General features: G+C 44.3%; 17 protein-coding genes and 2 pseudogenes. 2 read left to right on the plus strand and 17 right to left on the minus strand.

The genetic code is table 11. The features are described from left to right. Positions 1–125: 125 nt before the first annotated feature. The 17 genes and pseudogenes from BSQ33_RS04410 to BSQ33_RS04495 form a co-directional block, all read right to left on the minus strand. Positions 126–1,259: a flagellin gene (locus BSQ33_RS04410; RefSeq protein WP_088133395.1), complete on the minus strand. Its 1,134-nt coding sequence runs from the start codon at positions 1,257–1,259 to the stop codon at positions 126–128. Between the two features lie 520 nt (positions 1,260–1,779). Next, complete coding sequence (locus BSQ33_RS04415) at positions 1,780–2,919, minus strand: flagellin (RefSeq protein ID WP_088133396.1); 1,140 nt, start codon at positions 2,917–2,919, stop codon at positions 1,780–1,782. 436 nt (positions 2,920–3,355) lie between these two features. Next, positions 3,356–3,889: pseudogene (locus tag BSQ33_RS04420) on the minus strand (flagellin); the annotation flags it as partial. A gap of 28 nt (positions 3,890–3,917) precedes the next feature. Continuing rightward, a protein-coding gene (locus BSQ33_RS04425) for an IS3 family transposase (protein WP_198298138.1) occupies positions 3,918–5,125 on the minus strand; the annotation gives its coding sequence in 2 pieces (ribosomal slippage) (positions 3,918–4,774 and positions 4,774–5,125; 1,209 coding nt in all). Positions 5,126–5,170: 45 nt separating this feature from the next. After that, a pseudogene (flgL, locus tag BSQ33_RS04435) lies at positions 5,171–5,842 on the minus strand (flagellar hook-associated protein FlgL); the annotation flags it as partial. 13 nt (positions 5,843–5,855) lie between these two features. After that, positions 5,856–7,730, minus strand: coding sequence for a flagellar hook-associated protein FlgK (gene flgK, locus BSQ33_RS04440; protein WP_088133400.1), 1,875 nt, complete (start codon positions 7,728–7,730; stop codon positions 5,856–5,858). 153 nt (positions 7,731–7,883) lie between these two features. Continuing rightward, positions 7,884–8,822, minus strand: coding sequence for a flagellar assembly peptidoglycan hydrolase FlgJ (gene flgJ / locus BSQ33_RS04445; RefSeq protein ID WP_088133401.1), 939 nt, complete (start codon positions 8,820–8,822; stop codon positions 7,884–7,886). An 11-nt stretch (positions 8,823–8,833) separates the two neighbouring features. Next, on the minus strand, positions 8,834–9,925 hold the full coding sequence (locus BSQ33_RS04450; RefSeq protein ID WP_088133402.1) for a flagellar basal body P-ring protein FlgI: 1,092 nt from the start codon (positions 9,923–9,925) through the stop codon (positions 8,834–8,836). Between the two features lie 70 nt (positions 9,926–9,995). After that, complete coding sequence (gene flgH, locus BSQ33_RS04455) at positions 9,996–10,778, minus strand: flagellar basal body L-ring protein FlgH (protein WP_088133403.1); 783 nt, start codon at positions 10,776–10,778, stop codon at positions 9,996–9,998. A gap of 24 nt (positions 10,779–10,802) precedes the next feature. Beyond that, positions 10,803–11,591 carry a flagellar basal-body rod protein FlgG gene (gene flgG, locus BSQ33_RS04460; protein ID WP_088133404.1) on the minus strand — a complete coding sequence of 263 codons (789 nt, stop codon included), beginning with the start codon at positions 11,589–11,591 and terminating at the stop codon, positions 10,803–10,805. A 19-nt stretch (positions 11,592–11,610) separates the two neighbouring features. Next, positions 11,611–12,360: a flagellar basal body rod protein FlgF gene (locus tag BSQ33_RS04465; RefSeq protein WP_088133405.1), complete on the minus strand. Its 750-nt coding sequence runs from the start codon at positions 12,358–12,360 to the stop codon at positions 11,611–11,613. Between the two features lie 232 nt (positions 12,361–12,592). Continuing rightward, positions 12,593–13,897 (minus strand): flagellar hook protein FlgE, encoded by a 1,305-nt coding sequence (flgE, locus tag BSQ33_RS04470; RefSeq protein WP_088133406.1) that lies wholly within the window; start codon positions 13,895–13,897, stop codon positions 12,593–12,595. Between the two features lie 27 nt (positions 13,898–13,924). Continuing rightward, on the minus strand, positions 13,925–14,635 hold the full coding sequence (gene flgD, locus BSQ33_RS04475) for a flagellar hook assembly protein FlgD (RefSeq protein ID WP_088133407.1): 711 nt from the start codon (positions 14,633–14,635) through the stop codon (positions 13,925–13,927). Between the two features lie 17 nt (positions 14,636–14,652). Next, entirely contained in the window at positions 14,653–15,069 is a 417-nt protein-coding gene (gene flgC, locus BSQ33_RS04480; RefSeq protein WP_038183591.1) for a flagellar basal body rod protein FlgC, read from the minus strand. Between the two features lie 5 nt (positions 15,070–15,074). Continuing rightward, entirely contained in the window at positions 15,075–15,470 is a 396-nt protein-coding gene (gene flgB, locus BSQ33_RS04485) for a flagellar basal body rod protein FlgB (RefSeq protein WP_088133408.1), read from the minus strand. Positions 15,471–15,705: 235 nt separating this feature from the next. Beyond that, the gene (locus BSQ33_RS04490) at positions 15,706–16,533 is read right to left on the minus strand and encodes a CheR family methyltransferase (RefSeq protein ID WP_088133409.1); all 828 of its coding nucleotides are present in this window, start codon (positions 16,531–16,533) and stop codon (positions 15,706–15,708) included. Continuing rightward, the gene (locus tag BSQ33_RS04495; RefSeq protein ID WP_088133410.1) at positions 16,530–17,483 is read right to left on the minus strand and encodes a chemotaxis protein CheV; all 954 of its coding nucleotides are present in this window, start codon (positions 17,481–17,483) and stop codon (positions 16,530–16,532) included. The genes BSQ33_RS04490 and BSQ33_RS04495 overlap by 4 nt, the downstream gene beginning before the upstream one ends. Before the next feature lie 84 nt (positions 17,484–17,567). Between BSQ33_RS04495 and flgA the strand changes: the two genes are divergently transcribed. After that, complete coding sequence (gene flgA / locus BSQ33_RS04500; protein ID WP_088133411.1) at positions 17,568–18,311, plus strand: flagellar basal body P-ring formation chaperone FlgA; 744 nt, start codon at positions 17,568–17,570, stop codon at positions 18,309–18,311. Positions 18,312–18,429: 118 nt separating this feature from the next. Then, the gene (gene flgM, locus BSQ33_RS04505; protein WP_088133412.1) at positions 18,430–18,750 is read left to right on the plus strand and encodes a flagellar biosynthesis anti-sigma factor FlgM; all 321 of its coding nucleotides are present in this window, start codon (positions 18,430–18,432) and stop codon (positions 18,748–18,750) included. The last annotated feature ends 26 nt before the right edge of the window (positions 18,751–18,776 follow it).

Below are 18,776 nucleotides of genomic sequence, written 5' to 3' on the forward strand. Positions count from 1 at the left end.
GAACCACACAAATTATGCTTGATGATGTATCGAATGCTATCGATTCAGAACCTATTTTTTCTGTTTACCTGCCATAAAAAAATCCAGCCGTAGCTGGATTTTTATCGTAAGGATAAACGAACTGGTTATCCAAGTAATCCTAATGCAGCACTTGGGGCTTGTTTCGCTTGCGCCAAAACAGAGCTTGATGCCTGAGAAAGGATTTGGGATTTCGTCAATGCGGTGGTTTCTTTCGCAAAGTCGGTATCTTTGATCCGGCTCTTCGAAGCATTCACATTTTCATTGATGTTATCCAAGTTGCTGATCGCATGTCCGAAACGGTTTTGGAATGCACCCAGTTCAGCACGATGACTATCGACATACTTTAGTGCAGCATCCACGACAGCAACCGACTGTTGCGCACCGCCAACGGAAGTCACATCAATATTACTGACTGTTGTTGCTTTCCCTTCACCGATACCGAGTTCACCGGCAAGGCTACCACCAAAGTTCACTGGACCATCCACTTTACTACTATCCGAGAATAATTGCAGTTTACCTTCATCATCAACAGATGCCTTCACCATATCAGTCTGACCATTGATATAGGTTGCCAGCTCTTCAATGTCATCACCTGCTTTCGCATTGATATTGATGGTTTGCTCGCCATTTAACTTATCATTGACTGTAATGGTCAGATCGTTGGCACCATTTTGAACTTGCCAGTCTTTTCCCTTACCATTCTCAGCAATATAAGACATACCGCCCATCATGCTATTATCGCTACGCATATCTTTCAGGTGGAGCATGACAGCTTCGCCGCTATCAGCACCAATCTGGAAAGATTTGGTATCGAAAGTACCATTGAGAAGCTTATTACCGCCGAATGATGTTGTTTCCGCAACACGGTTTAATTCATCATTCAATGCTGTAATTTCTTCCTGAATCGCAACACGATCCGATTTCGAGTTAGAACCATTCGAAGATTGAAGAGACAAGTCTCTCATCCGTTGCAGAATACTGGTTGTTTCATTCATTGCCCCTTCCGCAGTCTGAGCAATTGAAATACCGTCATTTGCGTTACGAACAGCAACACCCAATCCTCGGCTTTGAACACTCAAACGATTTGAGATTTGAAGGCCAGCCGAATCATCCTTAGCACTGTTGATTCGATATCCTGAGGATAAGCGTTCCATTGATGAGTTCATCGACTTCGTTGCACTGTTAAGGTAGCGCTGTGCCGTCATCGCAGAAACGTTCGTGTTAACATTAACCGCCATAGTGGTTTCTCCTATTGATTTTCCGACGTCGCGGAAATTCTTGACTGTTTTCCGACGTCTCGGAAAACTATAGTTCTCTCAAAGTTCGACCTTTTAGCGACTCAGAATGAATTTCCTTTAGAAAAAAGGGGCAATTTTCGTCATGAAGGGATCGGCGAGGGGGAAAAGTGAGAGAGGTAACACAAATCTCATATAAAACTCAGAAAAGACTCAAGTTTTTCCTCTTGGTGCCGAGAGGCCGGAATTATCGCGTTTGAAGTCTTCTTATTCGGGGATAACGAATTGATATGACGGGAAAAGAAAAAGCCCCTTATCTTTGAGAGAACCGGGGCTATTGGTGGTAAGTCAATCATGTGGAGATCAAGAGAAATGAACACTCATGACTAACCGGGCGCATGATGAGGAATGAATATAAAGCAGGTGTTAAACTTGAGAGAGCTTTATACCATCCACAAATCACACTTTACCAAACAAGCTTTATCACATACCCACGTCTGAGCTGAATGATAAAGCTCGATTACTACTGCAATAGTGACATTGCAGAGTTTGGTAACTGTTTTGCCTGAGCAAGTATTGAAGTACCTGCCTGTTGCAATATTTGAGCTTTTGTCATCTGCGTCGTTTCTCTCGCAAAGTCGGTATCTTTAATCCGGCTCTTCGACGCTTCAACATTTTCCTGTATGTTCGACAAGTTATTGATACTGTGGCTTAAACGATTCTGTTTGGCCCCTAAATCTGCACGTTGCGAGTCAACATACTGAAGCGCAGCATCAAGTACACCGACCGAGTTCTGTGAATTACCAACATTCATAATATCAGTGGTTTGAACCGTCGTATTCTGTCCAGGTCCGCCATCCAAACCCAACTCTGTTGCTAACCCGCCAGAAATAGAGAGGTTACCTTGAAGATTAGATTCCGCCATAAAGAGCTGAAGGTGTCCGTCATCATCCACAGAAGCGGTAACATCGTCGACTTGCCCATTGATATAAGTTGCCAACTCTTCGATGTCATCACCGGATTTTGCCATGACATCCACTGAAACCTGTTCACCATTTTTCTTGGTAAACTCTAACTTCAGATCCCGGGCATTCGCAGGAACACCCCAACTCATGTCTTTTCCCTGTTCGGATACAAATGTCTGACCGCCCATCCGGAAATCATCAGCACGAATGCTGGTGAGACCGACAATGATCGCTTCACCGGAGCTGGCACCGATTTGGAAAGCAGACTCACCAAACGTACCGTTCAACAGTTTCCGACCCCCGAATGAGGTTGTTTCTGCGATTCGGTTCAATTCATCCTGAAGGGCTGTATACTCTTCATTCAGCGCCTTGCGCTCAGATGAGGAGTTCGTCCCGTTTGCGGACTGGAGTGCCAGATCTCGCATCCGTTGCAATATACTGGTTGACTCATTCATTGCCCCTTCAGCAGTCTGTGCAATCGAAATACCGTCATTGGCATTTCGCATCGCGACATCCAACCCTCGGGACTGAGCAGTCAACCGGTTCGAGATCTGAAGACCTGCCGCATCATCTTTCGCACTGTTAATCCGGTTTCCCGAAGACAAGCGCTCCATTGAGGTGTTTAACTCACCCGTTGCCTTATTCAGGTAACGCTGAGCGGTCATCGCTGACACATTGGTATTGACTGTGATGGTCATAGTTTGCTCTCCTATTGAGTCCGCAAGCTTTCTGCGAAGCGGTCAGCTTTAACTCTTATTTGGAAGCACTGACCGTAAATAACTTGCCACATCTGCAACATTGCCGGTTCCAAACCGATAACTTGCGCTCTGATAGATTTAATTCAATTACTGTGCCAACTTTAAAATAATTTTTTTTATTGAATCAAATCAACAGGTTAAAACAACCTTAAGCCACATAAAGATGGATTTAGTTTGCTCTGCAATCCTGTTTTATTTCCGCTTTGCCGCTTCGTTGCCGCCCGATTGCCTCAGCAATAACGATATCGACATCCGCAACAGACAAAACCTTGGCTTTCTTAACTCGCGCCTCATCCGAGTGCTCGTCTCAACGAAAAACAATATTCAACACAACTCCTTTCGCGACTTATGGCATGGCACATAAGGCAAGTGAAAGTTAGATATAGTTGAACAGTGTTAAATCCTTCGTTTTGCTGAAAGCCTGTTGAGATGCCTGAAGTGCACGAGTATTTTCATTAAAATCGATCACGGCATCTGCATAATCAAGATCTTCAAAACTACTTTTGGATTTTGCCAATGTCAGTTTGAAGTCTTCATGTTCTTGTTCCTGAATATCCAATGTATTCAGTCGCGCACCAATATCCGTTCTCACTTTTGTCAGGTGGATAAAGGCCGCGTGAAACTCTCTTGTCACTTGATGGAGCTTAGCGGTCGCTGATCCATCGGCAACGGAATCACGTGAGTATTCCATTGCCTTTTTGAAGCTATCAAAAATATTGAATGTCTTTCTGGGAGACAGCTCGATAACATCTCCCGGTGAAATCTGACCTTTCAGTTCAATATTGACCCCTTCGTAATTGATACCGGTCTTGGGGTCAAATTCTCCGGCTTGAACAGCACTACCATCTTGTTCTAACTGATAGCCATATTTGCCATTACCCATATCAACAAAAGTAACCGTATATTTTGTGACCCGTCCTGATATGGGTTGACACATTTTAGTAAAACGCTCGATGTACTTCATCGGGCGTTTTGTATTTTAAAGCTGTGTGTGGCCTATATTGATTATAGATTTTTACCGACTCTGCAACCATCTTTCGTGCTTCTTCTAAATTCGCAGGCTTGTTAAGAAGATATTCATTTTTGAGTATTCCATTGACTCGTTCTGCCAACGCATTCTGGTAACAATCATACCCATCTGTCATTGAGCAACTGACGCCATTCTGTTGGTGAAGCGTTTGATACTCTGCCGAACAATACTGTAACCCTCTATCTGAGTGATGAATGAGTGGTTGGTGAGTTCTTCTACTTTTAAGCGCATGAATAAACGCTTGCTTAACGGATTGAGTTTTCATGTTGTCATCAACGTGATAACCAACGATTTTCCGAGAGTAAGCATCCGTGACTAAACTGAGATAAGTTTCTCCCTCACGAGTCGGTAGATAAGTAATATCTGCAACCCACAACTGCTCGGGACGCTCAGGCGCATAACCCGATTTTATGATGTTAGGGTGACAATGAAATCGATGATGGCTGTTCGTCGTGCGATGGTATGCTTGCCTTGTTGGAACAAGAAGTTGGTTCGCTTTAAGAAGAGCAAACAAGTGGTCTCGGCCGATGATTAAACACTTTTGTGACAAAATATATTTTAGTTTTCTGACACCTATTCTAGGTTGTACCAGACGCTCTTTCTTCACAGCAATGAGCACATGAGTCTCATGGGAGACTCGTTCTTTTTCTGCTTCGCAGCGCTTGTAGTATGCTTGGCGTGAAATCCCGATAAACAAGCAAGCTTTTGTCACGGTTAACTTTGAAAGCGTTTTTTCCTCAATAATTCGGCTTTGCGCTTTTTTGAAAGACGGACTCCGAAGTCTCTGTCCATGACTTTTACAACAGCCTCGAAAAAATCGGCTTTTAGCTGAGTTTCTTCTAATTGTTGTTCAAGCTCTTTAATGCGTTGTTCAGGTGTTTGTGGGGAAGATGACTGAGACATAGCGATACCTTTTCCCTTTAATTCAGAGGCGCCTAAAGACCAATCTAGTTGACCATGCTTACGAAGCCAAACTAAAACAGTCGAGCGACCTTGAATACCATACCGCTCTTGAGCCTGTTGATAAGTCATTTCACCTTTTTCAACTTGCTCAACAACCGCCAATTTAAAGGCAAGGGAATAATCTTGCTGTGTACGTTTACCTATTGATTTCATGACATTCTCCAATTTGTGGCTGGAAAAGTGTCAACCTTAGTTAGGACGGGTCATTGATTGATCTTGAGGATCGGTATTGGTGGCTTTTTCCAGTAATAACTCGGAGCCTTCCTGCAACCGATAATCAGGTTCATAGTCACCAAAAGGATTATCGATTTGCATAAATACTTTGCTGCCGGGATTGTTGAACGGCATTTCCAGACTATTGGAGATTTTCATCTTGCGTTGATAATCATCACCGGCGTAAGTCACATTGCCTTCTTTATCTCGAAAGAAGGGCTGCTTATTCGGTTTAGTCCCGGAAAAAATGTAATTTCCCAGTTCATCCTGTACATTCGCCAGATTCAAAAAGTTATCAGACAGCTCTTCCAACTCTCGCTCTTTCGCCTGACGATCTTCTGGTGATAAAGAACCATTGATCATCTCCATGACCGTTCGCTTTGCCTCATCGGCATAATCTTCCGCATTGGAGATAATGACTTCTTGATGTCCAAGTCGGTTACGCACCAGAACAATGGAGTCGAGGTATTGGCGCAGCTGCTCTTCTTGCTGGCCCACATTCTGAATGTAATGCGTTGCCAGTGGATTATCACTGGGAGACATCAGCTTTTTACCGGATGCCAATTGAGCCTGATTATGATAAACCTTGGCTTCTTGCCGCCGAATATCATTCTGGACAGCCTGATAGTTATGGAAGCTTGAAATACGACTAACCATAAGCTCTTCCTCCCTATCTCAACTGTAAAATGGTATTAAAGGTGTCATTGGCCGCCTGCATAATCCGCGAAGATGCCATATATGCCTGCTGAAACTTCATCATGTTGGCGGCTTCTTCATCCAGGTTCACCCCGGATACAGAAGCAATCCGCTCTTGGGCTGCTTCTTTCTCGAGTCGGGCTACATCAGTCAACCGAGACGCCGTAGACATTCTCAGACCAACATTGGTATTCAGATTGTGGTACACATCCAGAATCGTGGACTCACTATTGTCCAGCTTCTTCTCTGTCTGGATATCCTGCATTTTTCTCAGGTTGCCGTTATCCCCTTCTGAGGGCACCAGGTTCGCGGTAAACTTATCTTTCGGCAAAGCACCAGCAGACAGTTCAAATGTCGTTCCCATCACGGTCACAGGGCCAGACGGCGGATAAGCTTGATTCTCTGCAACGATGTTGCCGTCTTTGTCTTTAACCGTGAAGGTATCTCCCAACTCAGAAACATCAATTTCGAACTCTCGTAAATCACCGGCCTGTACAATATTAAAAGTGGCGCTTCCCTGAGCAAAGGTGGTTGAAGCTTCATAACTCTGAGCGGCAATTTTTGCCGGATCGTTCATTTCCATTTTGATGGTTGCCGCACCGGAACGAGTTGGCCGGACAAGCACTCGCTCACCCTCTTTCGGTTCATTGCGAATTTCAATTCTCATTCCGTCGATATAGATTTCGCCACTGCTGGGAGAAAGTACTTTCTGCTCACCATTCGGTAAAATAGCAATGTAGTCACTTCCATCATAAAGTAGTGAATACTCACCACCTTTTAGTTGTGAAACATCTTCGATATAAGCCGCCATATCGGCTTCAGATTCACTACTGGTGATCACCCGTTCTTTGGCTATCCGCTCATCATTCACATCGGTAAACATCAAGTCACCGATATCACCATTCAGATCGAGACCCTGCCGCTGCAATTTATTCACATCATAAGAGAAGCTGGTCGCAAGGCGGCCAATTTCATCAAGTACATTGGGAATCTCGTTATCACGCATATTAAATAATGCCCCGATCTTGCCCCCCATATCTTTCGATGTAATGGCTTTAATCCCCTTCCCTTCAACCATCGCCAGACGCCATTGATGCGTATCAGGATAACCATCGATCATCTTCAACTGGCTGGCTTCAGTACCAGAAACCAAGGTGTGTCCGTTACCGATATGAATATTGAACCCTTCGGCATTTTTCCGTGGCGTGACGGTCACCTTGGTGTACTCAGAAAGCTCTTTCACTAACTTTTCATGTTGGTCCATCAGGTCATTATGTGGCCCGGGAGTCCGCATCATTAGACGCTGTAAATCTCTAATTTCTAAAGCCAGTTGGTTAATTCTCTTGATGCCGAGATCTAACCCTTTATTGACCGTCTCATACTGACGACGAATCGTTTCATGAAAATCATTCAGGTTTTGGGTTATTAACTGAGATTTTTCCAGCACGACTTTCCGTGCCCCCATATCATTCGGGCTATCAGCGAGCGTTTTAAGCGCATCAAACCATTCATTCATGTTTTCCGGGATTTTCTTCGAGGCAACAGAAGAGAGCATCTTGGATAACATATCCAGGTTCTGCTCAGTATCACGCTTGTAGGAGTAATCTGTGGTGGCAATATTTAGCTCTTTGACGGCAAACTGATCCCAAGAGCGGCGAACATTTTCCACATGAACGCCCATACCATAGGTCTGACCGCCGTACATGCGTGGGGCATTGACGCCCTGAATCACAGATTGACGACTGTAACCTTCTGTATTTACGTTAGATATATTGTGACCAGTGGTGTTGAGCTGTCTTTGAGATGTTAAGACACTCTGAGTCCCAATATTCAATAAATCAGACGCCATACCGCCCCCACAAGATAAAAATCATCAGTAAAAACTGAACCTTCTACCAACATGAAGCAATATGTATGCCATTAATTTAATCAGATAAAATACAATGAGTTATTAAGATGCCGGAAGGAAATTTCCGCCCGGCAGAGGGCGGAAGAAAGTGAACTAATCCATTTGCTGAATTTGAGAACGAACCCGCAGAACTTTGTTCGCGTAATCAGGGTCGGTTGCATACCCTGCCTGATGAATTCCCTCAATGAAAGAGGTCGGATTCCCCTGATGATTATTCAGTGCCGTCATATAACGTGGATTCTTTTTCAAGAAATGAACATAGTCATTGAAACTATCTTGATATGAGTCATAAGATCGGAATGAAGCTTTTTCAACAACCGGTGTCTGGTCATAATATTCTAGGGTCTGCGTCGCCATTTTATCCCCCTGCCAGCTTCGGTCCGCTTTGATATTAAACAAGTTATGGCTGCTTCCGCGAGCATTCGCGACAACTTTAGTCCCCCAGCCTGTTTCCAGTGCGGCCTGAGCCAACAATACTGATGCATCAACCCCCAACACGCGAGCTGCTTTTTCAGCATAAGGCTTCAATGTACGAATAAAAGATTCAGGAGAATCGAATCGACGCGGCTCCGTCATAGCAGCAGACTGATGAACATCTGTCATACTTTCCTGCTCAGAAACTTGCTGTTGATGTGCTCGGACACGAGCCAATGCCTGTAATAAAGGATCGGGTTGAGATGATTCTTCAGCGGTTTGCGACGTCTGCCCATCAATATTGGTAGAAAGCTGCGCGACGATCATGTCTGCAAGCCCTAACCGGCCAGAAGAACTCAATTGGCTCGCCATCTGTTCATCTAACATTTCGCGGTAAAAATCTTCCGTTTTACTATGTAACAGGTCAGATTCGAAACCGGAATTCGCTTTGCGCATCGACTTGAAAAGCATCGATGTGAACACCGCCTCAAATTGTTTAGCTGCGGCAGTTAATGCTGATTTCTCACTTGTTTTATCACCGCTGACCGCTTGCTTACGCAGTTGATCCAGTTGGGTAATATCTTGAACAAAGCCGATATCTTTTACGTCATTGACCATCGTGCTTCCCCTTAAATGATAATCAGTTGGCCTTCGATCGCACCGGCTTGTTTGAGTGCCTGTAAAATAGCCATCAAGTCCGATGGCGCTGCACCGACCTCATTCACGGCACGGACGAGATCATCAAGCGTGACTCCCGTCTGGAAATTAAACATTTTCCCTTTCTTCTCTTTCACAGAGATATCGGAATCTGGTACCACAGCCGTTTGACCATTTGCAAATGCTCCGGGCTGACTCACACCTAGTTTCTCTTTGATAGCAACAGTCATGCCACCATGTGTCACAGCAGCAGGCTTTAACCGCACATACTGACCAACCACGATCGTCCCTGTCCGCGAATTCACGATAATTTTCGCAGAACCCACGGCGGTGTTAAATTCAAGGTTTTCAACCGCAGAAAGAAACGCGACCCGCTGTCCTGCATCTCTTGGCGCCCGGACTTGCACTGACGTCGCGTCAATTGCTGTCGCCATTTGAGGGCCAAGAAACTGATTCACGGTATCCGCCATACGCTGGGCGGTAGTGAAATCTGAGTCAATCAGATTAAAGGTGATGTAATCACCGCGGGCAAATGGATTCGGAACTTCACGTTCCACACTGGCACCATTGGAAATGATACCGACAGTCGGGTTATTACCCACGATTTTAGAGCCATCAGCGCCATCGGCACTGAACCCACTCACCACGAGATTCCCCTGGGCAATCGCATAGACCTGACCATCCAGACCTTTGAGAAACGTCTGCATGAGTGTACCGCCCCGTAAGCTTTTGGCTGAACCAATCGAGGAAACCGTAACATCAATCGTCTGTCCCTGCTTGGAGAATGCCGGCAACTCGGCAGTAACAATCACAGCGGCAATATTTTTAGTCTTTGGTTTTGTACCTCGCGGCAATTGAATGCCGAAATTTTGCAACATAGCATTGAAGCTTTGATCGGTAAATGGCGTCGATTCGCCGGTTCCCGGTAACCCAGTGACTAAACCATAGCCCACTAACTGGTTACTACGCACCCCGGCCACTTGTGCGACATCTTTAATTCTTGCCGCCTGTCCCGGTAAGGAAACAAACAGTGTCGCCAGCAAAAAAAGTGTTAACTTTTTCATTCAATTTACCTTGTGCTTCGCTACTATACACGTCGTCTTCTATGCCAAAAAAACGACGTTTAAACTTATCCTATAGAGCAATATTGAAAAATCGTGCCAAAAAGCCAGGTTCTTGCATATCTTGATTGGTTCCTGTACCTGAATATTGAATTCGGGCATTCGAAATCCGATTCGATGAAATGGTATTATCAAAGTCAATGTCATCCGGACGAACCGTACCACTTAAACGAATATATTCATCACCCGTGTTCAATGTCAGCCACTTTTCACCGCGAATGACCAGGTTCCCATTGGCAAGCACATCGATGACTTCAACCGTGATTGAACCGGAAATGCTATTACTTTGGTTAGCTGCGGCACTGCCAGAGAATTTATTATCGTTGCCAAGTTTGTATGAAAAGTTGTAGTCCCCGATTTTCATTTCCTGACCACCCACTTCCAATGGATCCATCGAGGCATCATTCTTTTTCGATAAATCGGCATCCGCACTTTTTGCGGCTTTGGTGCTTTCATTCAAGGTTACGGTGATAATGTCACCGACTTGTCTGGGCTTTGAATCATTATATAAGCTCGTCGCAGCACTGAGATTAAACAAAGAACCGGTTTCTGCGGCATAATGCTTCGGACGTTGATTGGGATGGATCGGTGCCCAGGCTGGATCATCGGCAACCGGATCTGCACGTCGGGTTAATCCATCCAGCAATCCCTGACCACTTGTATCTTCAGATTTATCGCCTTCAACTGCATCAACCAACGTTGTGCCACTCTCATCTTGCTCTTCCGTCGTTCCCTGTGGCATGAGCGAGCAGCCCGATAAAAAACAGATGAATCCCAAAATGAATAAGCGCTTCATCGAATACCTCTCATATCATCCCAATTAGAGCTGCTGGTTTACGTAGCTCATCATTTTATCTACCGCAGAAATGACTTTGGAGTTCATCTCATACACCCGCTGCGCTTCGATCAGATTGACTAATTCTTCAGTGACATTCACATTTGAACTTTCCAACATCGACTGACGGATATTTCCCAAACCATCTAATCCAGGCACCCCTTCTTGCGGATCACCACTAGCACCGGTAGGTAAATATAAGTTCTGGCCGACAGGCTCCAGACCACCGGGGTTAATAAAATCCACCGTCGTAATCTGACCAATCACCTGATTATTTTGCTGGCCTCGGATCCGAACAGAGACCTGCCCGTCATTGCCGACTGTCACTGAGACAGCATCTTGTGGCACCACGATTTCAGGTTGTAATGGGTAGCCGGAACCGGATGTGACAATCGTTCCCTCAGCATTTAAGGTAAACTGTCCGTTCCGAGAATAACCCATATTGCCGTCAGGCATCATGATCTGAAAGAACCCGTCGCCTTCAATCATCATATCCATACTGTTATTGGTTGTTTGCACATTCCCGTTGGTATGAACTTTCTGAGTCGCTACAACTTTAGAGCCGGCACCGAGCATCAACCCGCTTGGCAGTTCAGTGTTCTGCGAAGACTGACCACCGGGTTGATTGATATTCTGATAAAAAAGATCTTCAAACACAGCCCGGCTTTTTTTAAAGCCGACTGTGGAAGCGTTCGCAAGGTTGTTCGAAATCGTCGCAATATTAGTCTGCTGCGCATCTAAACCTGTTTTACTTACCCATAGAGCTGGATGCATGTTCTTCTCCTCTCACTCATTAACCGGTGCGCAACAGAGAGTTGGACGCTTTATCCATTTCTTCTGCTGTACTCATCATTTTGACTTGCATTTCAAACTGACGCTGTAGATCAATGAGATTGGTCATTTCTCCAACAGCATTGACATTGCTTCCTTCCAGAGCACCAGTCAGTAAAGTCACACCCGCATCTGCATTGAATGCGGTATTCGGTTCTTTGGCCCGAAACAAGCCGACTGAATCTTTGTATAACGAACGATTATCAGGGCGAACCAGTTTAATTCGTCCGACAACTTCGAGAGCATCCGCTGGTGCACCTTGAGGAATGACGGACACGGTACCATCCTTACCGATCTCAATTTTACTCAGTGGAATCGGCAAGGTAATCGGTGCATCATTATCACCCAAAACCAGATGCCCACCGCCACTTGTGAGTAAACCATTGACATCAATCTGGAAGTTTCCGTTGCGGGTCAGGCCTTCTGTACCTGTATCATCCAGCACCGAAATCCATCCATCACCCTGAATGGTGACATCCAAATCTCTGCCTGTAGTCATGACGCTGCCTTGAGCAAAATTATTTCCCGGACGCTCCGTCATATTGAATACGCGAGTTGGTAGCCCGTCACCGTAACTCTGCATCGCACGAGCTTGGGCGAGATCAGCCCGAAAGCCAGTCGTACTCACATTGGCCAAGTTGTTCGCTCTGAGCTGCATTTCCTGCATATTCTGCTTTGCGCCACTCATTGCCAGAAACAATGCACGGTCCATAATTTACTCCTATCATCGCCATACGATAGGTATAAAGCAATAGGTATGCCAACTTGCAATATCTATGTAAATCAGATAATTAGCAGCACAAATTAAAACAGAGAGGCTATTTTTGCCGCAAGATTGCCGGAGGGAGGAAAAAGTCAGACCGACGTTGCCGTCGGTCTGAGTCAAACGTTACTAGGGGCTGTTGACCGTTCGTGGTTGAATGTTGTTCAACCTAAGTCCCCAATTAGCGGATTTGTAGAATCGTCTGTTGGGTCTGATTATGGACTTCTAATGCACGGGAGTTTGCTTGGAAATTCCGTTGTGCGGAAATCAAATCAACCAACTCTTGGGTCATATCAATATTGGATTGCTCTAACGTCCCACTATTAATTGTCCCAAATGAACCTTTATTGGATTCACCCCAGATCTTATCCCCTGAAGCATTAGTCGAATCCCACTGAGTCCCGCCTTTCTTATCTAGCCCTTGTTCATTCGGAACCCGGACTAAAGCAACACGACCCAAGGTCACATTCTCACCGTTTGAGTATGTACCAAGAATACTACCTTCTTCATTGACATCGACTTTGGTTAAAAATCCGGTTGTCGCGCCATCTTCATCAAACTTAGTCAGCTCAAATGGTGCCGCAAACTGGGTTGAAGAATCCAGACCGAATGAAAGCACTTGGTTGATATCCGCACCGTTGAGGTTGATTGGATTCGCGCCGGCACCTAACGGTTCAGATACAACATTTTGTCCATTGTTTATACTCGCCAAAGTCCCGTCATTATTAAATTTCAAGGTATGACCGACATGTCCTGTTGGGGTCGTTGCATCACCACCGACAATATTGATTGGTTTTTCCCCAGCAGAATCGGTCATCGTATAATAGACCTGCCAAGTATTAGGCTGAGTCTGATCCTTGAGGTAATAAGTCGTCATTTTGTAGGCTTGCCCCATCGAGTCATAGATCGTCGATGAAGTCGAACGGTTATATGTCTCCGGGTCTTCGAAATCGAACAGTGCAGGATCTTTCAAGTCACCGTTTGCCGGCAAGTTAACACCGACATCAATATTGGAGGTCTGCTTCGGTTTACCGAACTCAGCCGGGATATTGATCGGTGATGCCTCATAAGACAATACATCACCGGTATCGGGATTCACGTTATAACCGAGTAGGTATTCGTCATTCGAAGTGACTAAATAATTATCATGGTTAATGTGAAAAGCACCGTTACGTGTCAACTCATTCTGTTGTGGTACCAGACGATCTTTTGCTACAGAGAAAAAGCCGGTCCCGGAAATCCGCAAGTCCATAGGGTTGTTGGTATAAATACTCGACCCTTCATGAAACTGTTGAGCAACCTTGTTGACCTGAACCCCTTTCCCCGGCGTTGTTTTCGCATTGGTAAACAATGAATTTGAATATACATCACCAAACTCTGCACGCGATTCTTTAAAACCATAGGTATTCGCGTTGGCAATATTATTACTGGTGGTATTGAGGTCAAGTTGAGCGGCCGATAAACCACTTAATGATACATATGACATCCTGAATTCTCCTATCTAGCTAGCGTATTACGCTTTGCCTACTTCCAGTACCTCAGCAAGTCGAACTGGCGAATCAAAGCCAGCCAGATTGAGTAGTACGTTACCATCACCTTTGCCAAGAAGAACGCTGTTGACGTTTGCATAAGTTGAAACATCAAATTCTTTGCTCTTTCCGTCTACGAGACCTGAAGCTTTAACTTTATATTTGCCTCCCGGTAAAGGGTTGCCGCTTTGATCTTTGCCGTCCCATTCGATCCGGTTATCACCGCCTGGTTTTGCCCCGACATCAAATGTTCTTACTAGCTGTCCGGCAGCATCTTCAATCCGGACAAGTAAATTATCGACAGACGCAGGAAGCTTCACCATTGCCGCCATATTGCCTTGATCTTTCTTCACACCGCTGGCCCCGGGAACCAGTACGTCACGACCGACTAATGAAGAGGCCTGCAACGCTTGATTCGACGTCATCGAAGAGTTGAGACTCTCAAACTGAGTGTTCATCTTCCCGATACCATCAACCGTCGCAAATGATGCCATTTGAGCAATCATCTGATCATTACTGACCGGCTTAAATGGATCTTGCTGTGACAGCTGTTTAGTGAGCAGTGACAAAAAGTCTTCCTGTTTCAGATCCTGTTTACCAGTGACCTCATCAGGCTTTTTTTGCTCTTGAAGTTTCTTGAGTTGATCGATATAGGACAAACTGCCATTTTGACCAACATTATCTATTCCGGCCATATGTTATCTCCTATACCTCACTGACCCATCTGCAATGTTCTGAGCAACATCTGCTTACTCGCTTCAGCCAACTGAACATTGGTTTCATATGCTCGTGAAGCTGAAATCATATTTGCCATTTCTTCCATCACATTCACATTCGGCTTATAAATATAACCATCTGCATTTGCCAGAGGATGGTCAGGGTTATATTCCGCAACTAATGGTTTATTACTTTCCAAGACCCCTAAGACTTTCACCGGTACGGTATAGTCATCTTTCGATTTTGCACGGTTTAACTCAGCGGCAAATATCGGATGACGCGCCTTATAAGTATCCTTTGCAGAACTACTCACACTATCAGCATTCGCCAGATTGCTTGAGGTGGTATTTAGACGAACAGATTCAGCACTCATGGCAGAACCTGTAACATTGAATACGTTAAATAGACTCATCTAATTTACTCCCCTTTAATCGCTTTGGTCATTCCTTTGAACTTTCCACCCAGAAAGTCAAGGGATGCCTGATGACGAAGCTGATTTTGCATAAAAAGATTTCGCTCTAAATCGACATCAACCGTATTGCCGTCTCCGGTATCTGGTTGTGTCGGGATGCGGTAAAGCTCTTCCCCTATCACTGCCATGGAGGCAGGAATATGCCGTCCATTGGTACGAGTCAGACTAATACTTGCCCCCGAACTTGCCGCTTGTAATGCTTTGTCAAAATCTAAAGCTTTGGCCTTATATCCCGGCGTATTCGCTTGTGCGATATTACTGGAAATCATTTCTGCATTACGCTCACGGACACCGACTGTGTACTGGTGAATGCCTAACGCTTTATCAAATGAGATTGCCATATACGCCTCTTCATGGATATATTGATTGCCACACCATAACTTTTAGCAATTTGTGTACCAACTTTAACTTTTACTGCTCATCCTAAGATAATCATAGTGAACATAGCATCACTTTACTTCATCATGACTTTAACGATTACCTTTAACCTAAAACACACGCAAATTTCAGACCAATACTGTGGTAGTAGAAAAGAAAAACCCGGCAATGCCGGGTTTAAAAAGAGAATGAAGCTATTTATTTAAGCTTATAGATAATGCCGGGGTTACATCGCACCATCTCAAAACGGTCCGTCAGGCCGGTTAACGATTCTGAAGCTCCCAATAACAAATATCCGTTCGGATTCAAGCTATTAGCCATTTGATTGAGAACTTTCGATTTCATATCCGCTGAGAAATAAATCAAGACATTTCGACAGAAGATAATGTCAAACTTACCCAGCATTGAATAACTTTCCATCAAATTCTGAGGTTTAAAGCTCACCAAACGTTTCACATTATCTTTGATTTTCATTCTGCCGTCTCCGGCATCTTCAAAGAAATTGCGGCGGCGCTCTGGGGATAGACCACGTCCCAGCGCAAGACTATCGTAACTACCGATACGGCAAATATCTAACATTGTTGAAGAGATATCTGTCGCGGTAATCGAACAATTTGTTAATAATCCAGGTTTTTTCTGCTGCGTTTCTAGAATCGTCATCGCAATCGAATAAGGTTCTTGGCCAGAAGAGCTCGCTGCAGACCAAATTTTAATCGGCCTGCGATTCGCTGCTAATTCAGGGAGCAGCCGTTCTGATAAGACTGTAAAGGGGTAACTATCACGAAACCACAAGGTTTCATTCGTTGTCATGGCATCGACAGCCGCAATTCTTAGATCTCGACTAACACCTCTCACGACTTCTTTCAGTAATGTCGATAAAGAATCCATCTTAAATTTTGTAACTAATGGGCTAAGACGGCTTCGAACTAGATATTGCTTACTATCCCCAAGTACAATCCCACATTGAGACTCTAAAAAGCGGCAAAAATCTTTATATTCTTGTTCGCTGATTGTTATTGCAGTCATTCACTTCTCTTTAGCTCAGTGTCAACCAATGCAGCTTTTACCGCATTACCAAGTTCATCAGGATTAAACTTCGCGATGAATGTATTCGCACCTACTCTTTCTACCATAGCCTGGTTAAATACACCACTTAATGATGAGTGGAGAATAACATAAAGGTCTTTCAGTTTTGGATTACGCCGAATTTCAGCGGTAAGTGTATACCCATCCATCTCAGGCATTTCGATATCTGAAATAACTAAGGAAATATGGTTATAGATATTATCCGTGTCAGAAAGCTCAACCAATTTATCATAAGCTTCCTTACCATCTTTTACCGCAATCACTTCAAACCCGATAGACTCCACTGCACGCTGTACCTGCTTACGGGCAACCGTTGAATCATCGGCAATCAAGATGCGACGAACAAATTCCTGTTCCTTATTTTCTTCGGCATGGGCAATTTCTTCTGCAATGGTTGAATCCATCGTTTCATCAACCGGCGCAATTTCCGCTAAGATTTTCTCAACGTCAATAATTTCAACCAGTTCGTTCTCAATATTGGTGACTGCCGTCAGATAATTTGCTTTCCCGGCCCCTTCAGGCGGAGGTAGAATCTCTTCCCAGCGCATATTGACGATACGTTCAACCGAAGCAACAAGAAACGCTTGAATGGTCCGGTTAAACTCAGCAATAACGACAAAACTTTTCTCAACATCAGTCGTTGCCCGACCACCTATCGCTAAGCTTAAATCAATGACAGATACGGTTTGTCCACGAATGTGGGCAACCCCTTTTACTAAACGATGTAGATTTGGCATTGCAGTCAGCTTTGGGCACTGCAACACTTCTTTTACTTTAAATACATTAATGCCGTAACGCTGGCGACCATTCAACCGGAATGTCAACAATTCTAAGCGGTTCTGCCCAACGAGTTGTGTACGCTGATTCACAGAATCAAGAATACCCGTCATAACCCCATCTCCATCTCTCAAACTTTTTCTGTAAAAAAGTGATAGTCTACAACAAGCGATGAATAAATTAAGGGAACCAGAATCATGTTCAAGAAACTGTGTCTATCCCCTCTGCCTTTTACTAAGTGTAGAGCTTTCTTTAAACTTTTTTATAGCATTATCGTCATTTTATCTGTTTTCTTTAATATTTCGACTCAGGCAGCAACTCAAGAACAAATTGATCACATTAGAGAAACCGCAGAGAAATACGCTACCACTGTTATCGAGCATCCAACAGGCGGGAAAATTGTTGCCACAGCGGCACCTCTTGATAATCGGATACAAGCATCCGATTGTCCAACAGGATTAAAGGCTTTTTCCTCATCAAGAAATGGTTCTGCAAGCCATATCACTGTTCTTGTTGAATGTCCGACAGATAATTGGCGGATCTATGTACCAGTTCGATTGAATATCACAGTTCCTGCCGTGCTTGCTGCCACCCCGCTAAATCGAGGACAAATCATTACTCAACAAGATGTTAGTTTGGGTATGGTAGATCTGCTTCGCTTCCGACAGCAAGGATTTTCGACAATTGATCAAGTGATCGGAGCAAAAGTTAAAAGAAATATTCCACTAAACGATGTCATTAGTGACCGAGATATTTGTATTGTCTGTCGTAATGAAACCGTGACAATCAAAGCAATTAAGAATGGGTTGTCTATTATCACACAAGGCACAGCGCTATCAGACGGTGATCTGGGAGAACAAATTCGGGTGAAAAACGATAAATCCAACCGAATCATTGATGCTCAAGTCTCCGGAATCGGTGAAGTGACCGTCCGGTTTTAACATTTCTAACCATACCGCATAAAAAAACATCATTTTTGGCAAAGAAAATGCTAAAGTAAGGTGTAGGTCTGTCGATATTGACGGTACAGGTATTTAACTTTGATAAAAAGGCTCAATTATGGCAAGCATTGATAATGTGCGTTCTGGCCAGTCTCTGACGAATACGAGTCGGAACTCGTCCCGTACAGAGCACAATACATCAAACTCAGAGAAAATAAACCATGCTTCATCATCGGATAAGAAAGATGCAGTGTCTTTGAGTTCACAAAGTAAAGCGATGGGTGAAATTCATAGTAAACTTGCATCAAGCCCAGCTTTTGATAGCGCGAAAGTCGAGGCAATCAAAGAAGCAATCGCGAATGGTTCTTATCGTGTTGACGCTGACAAATTAGCCGACAACATGATCAAATTCGAAAAAGAGCTGGATGGTCTGCAATAATCAACCGATTATTATCGGTCGATATC

This window comes from Vibrio gazogenes (assembly GCF_002196515.1).
GTDB classification, from domain to species: Bacteria; Pseudomonadota; Gammaproteobacteria; order Enterobacterales; family Vibrionaceae; genus Vibrio; species Vibrio gazogenes_A.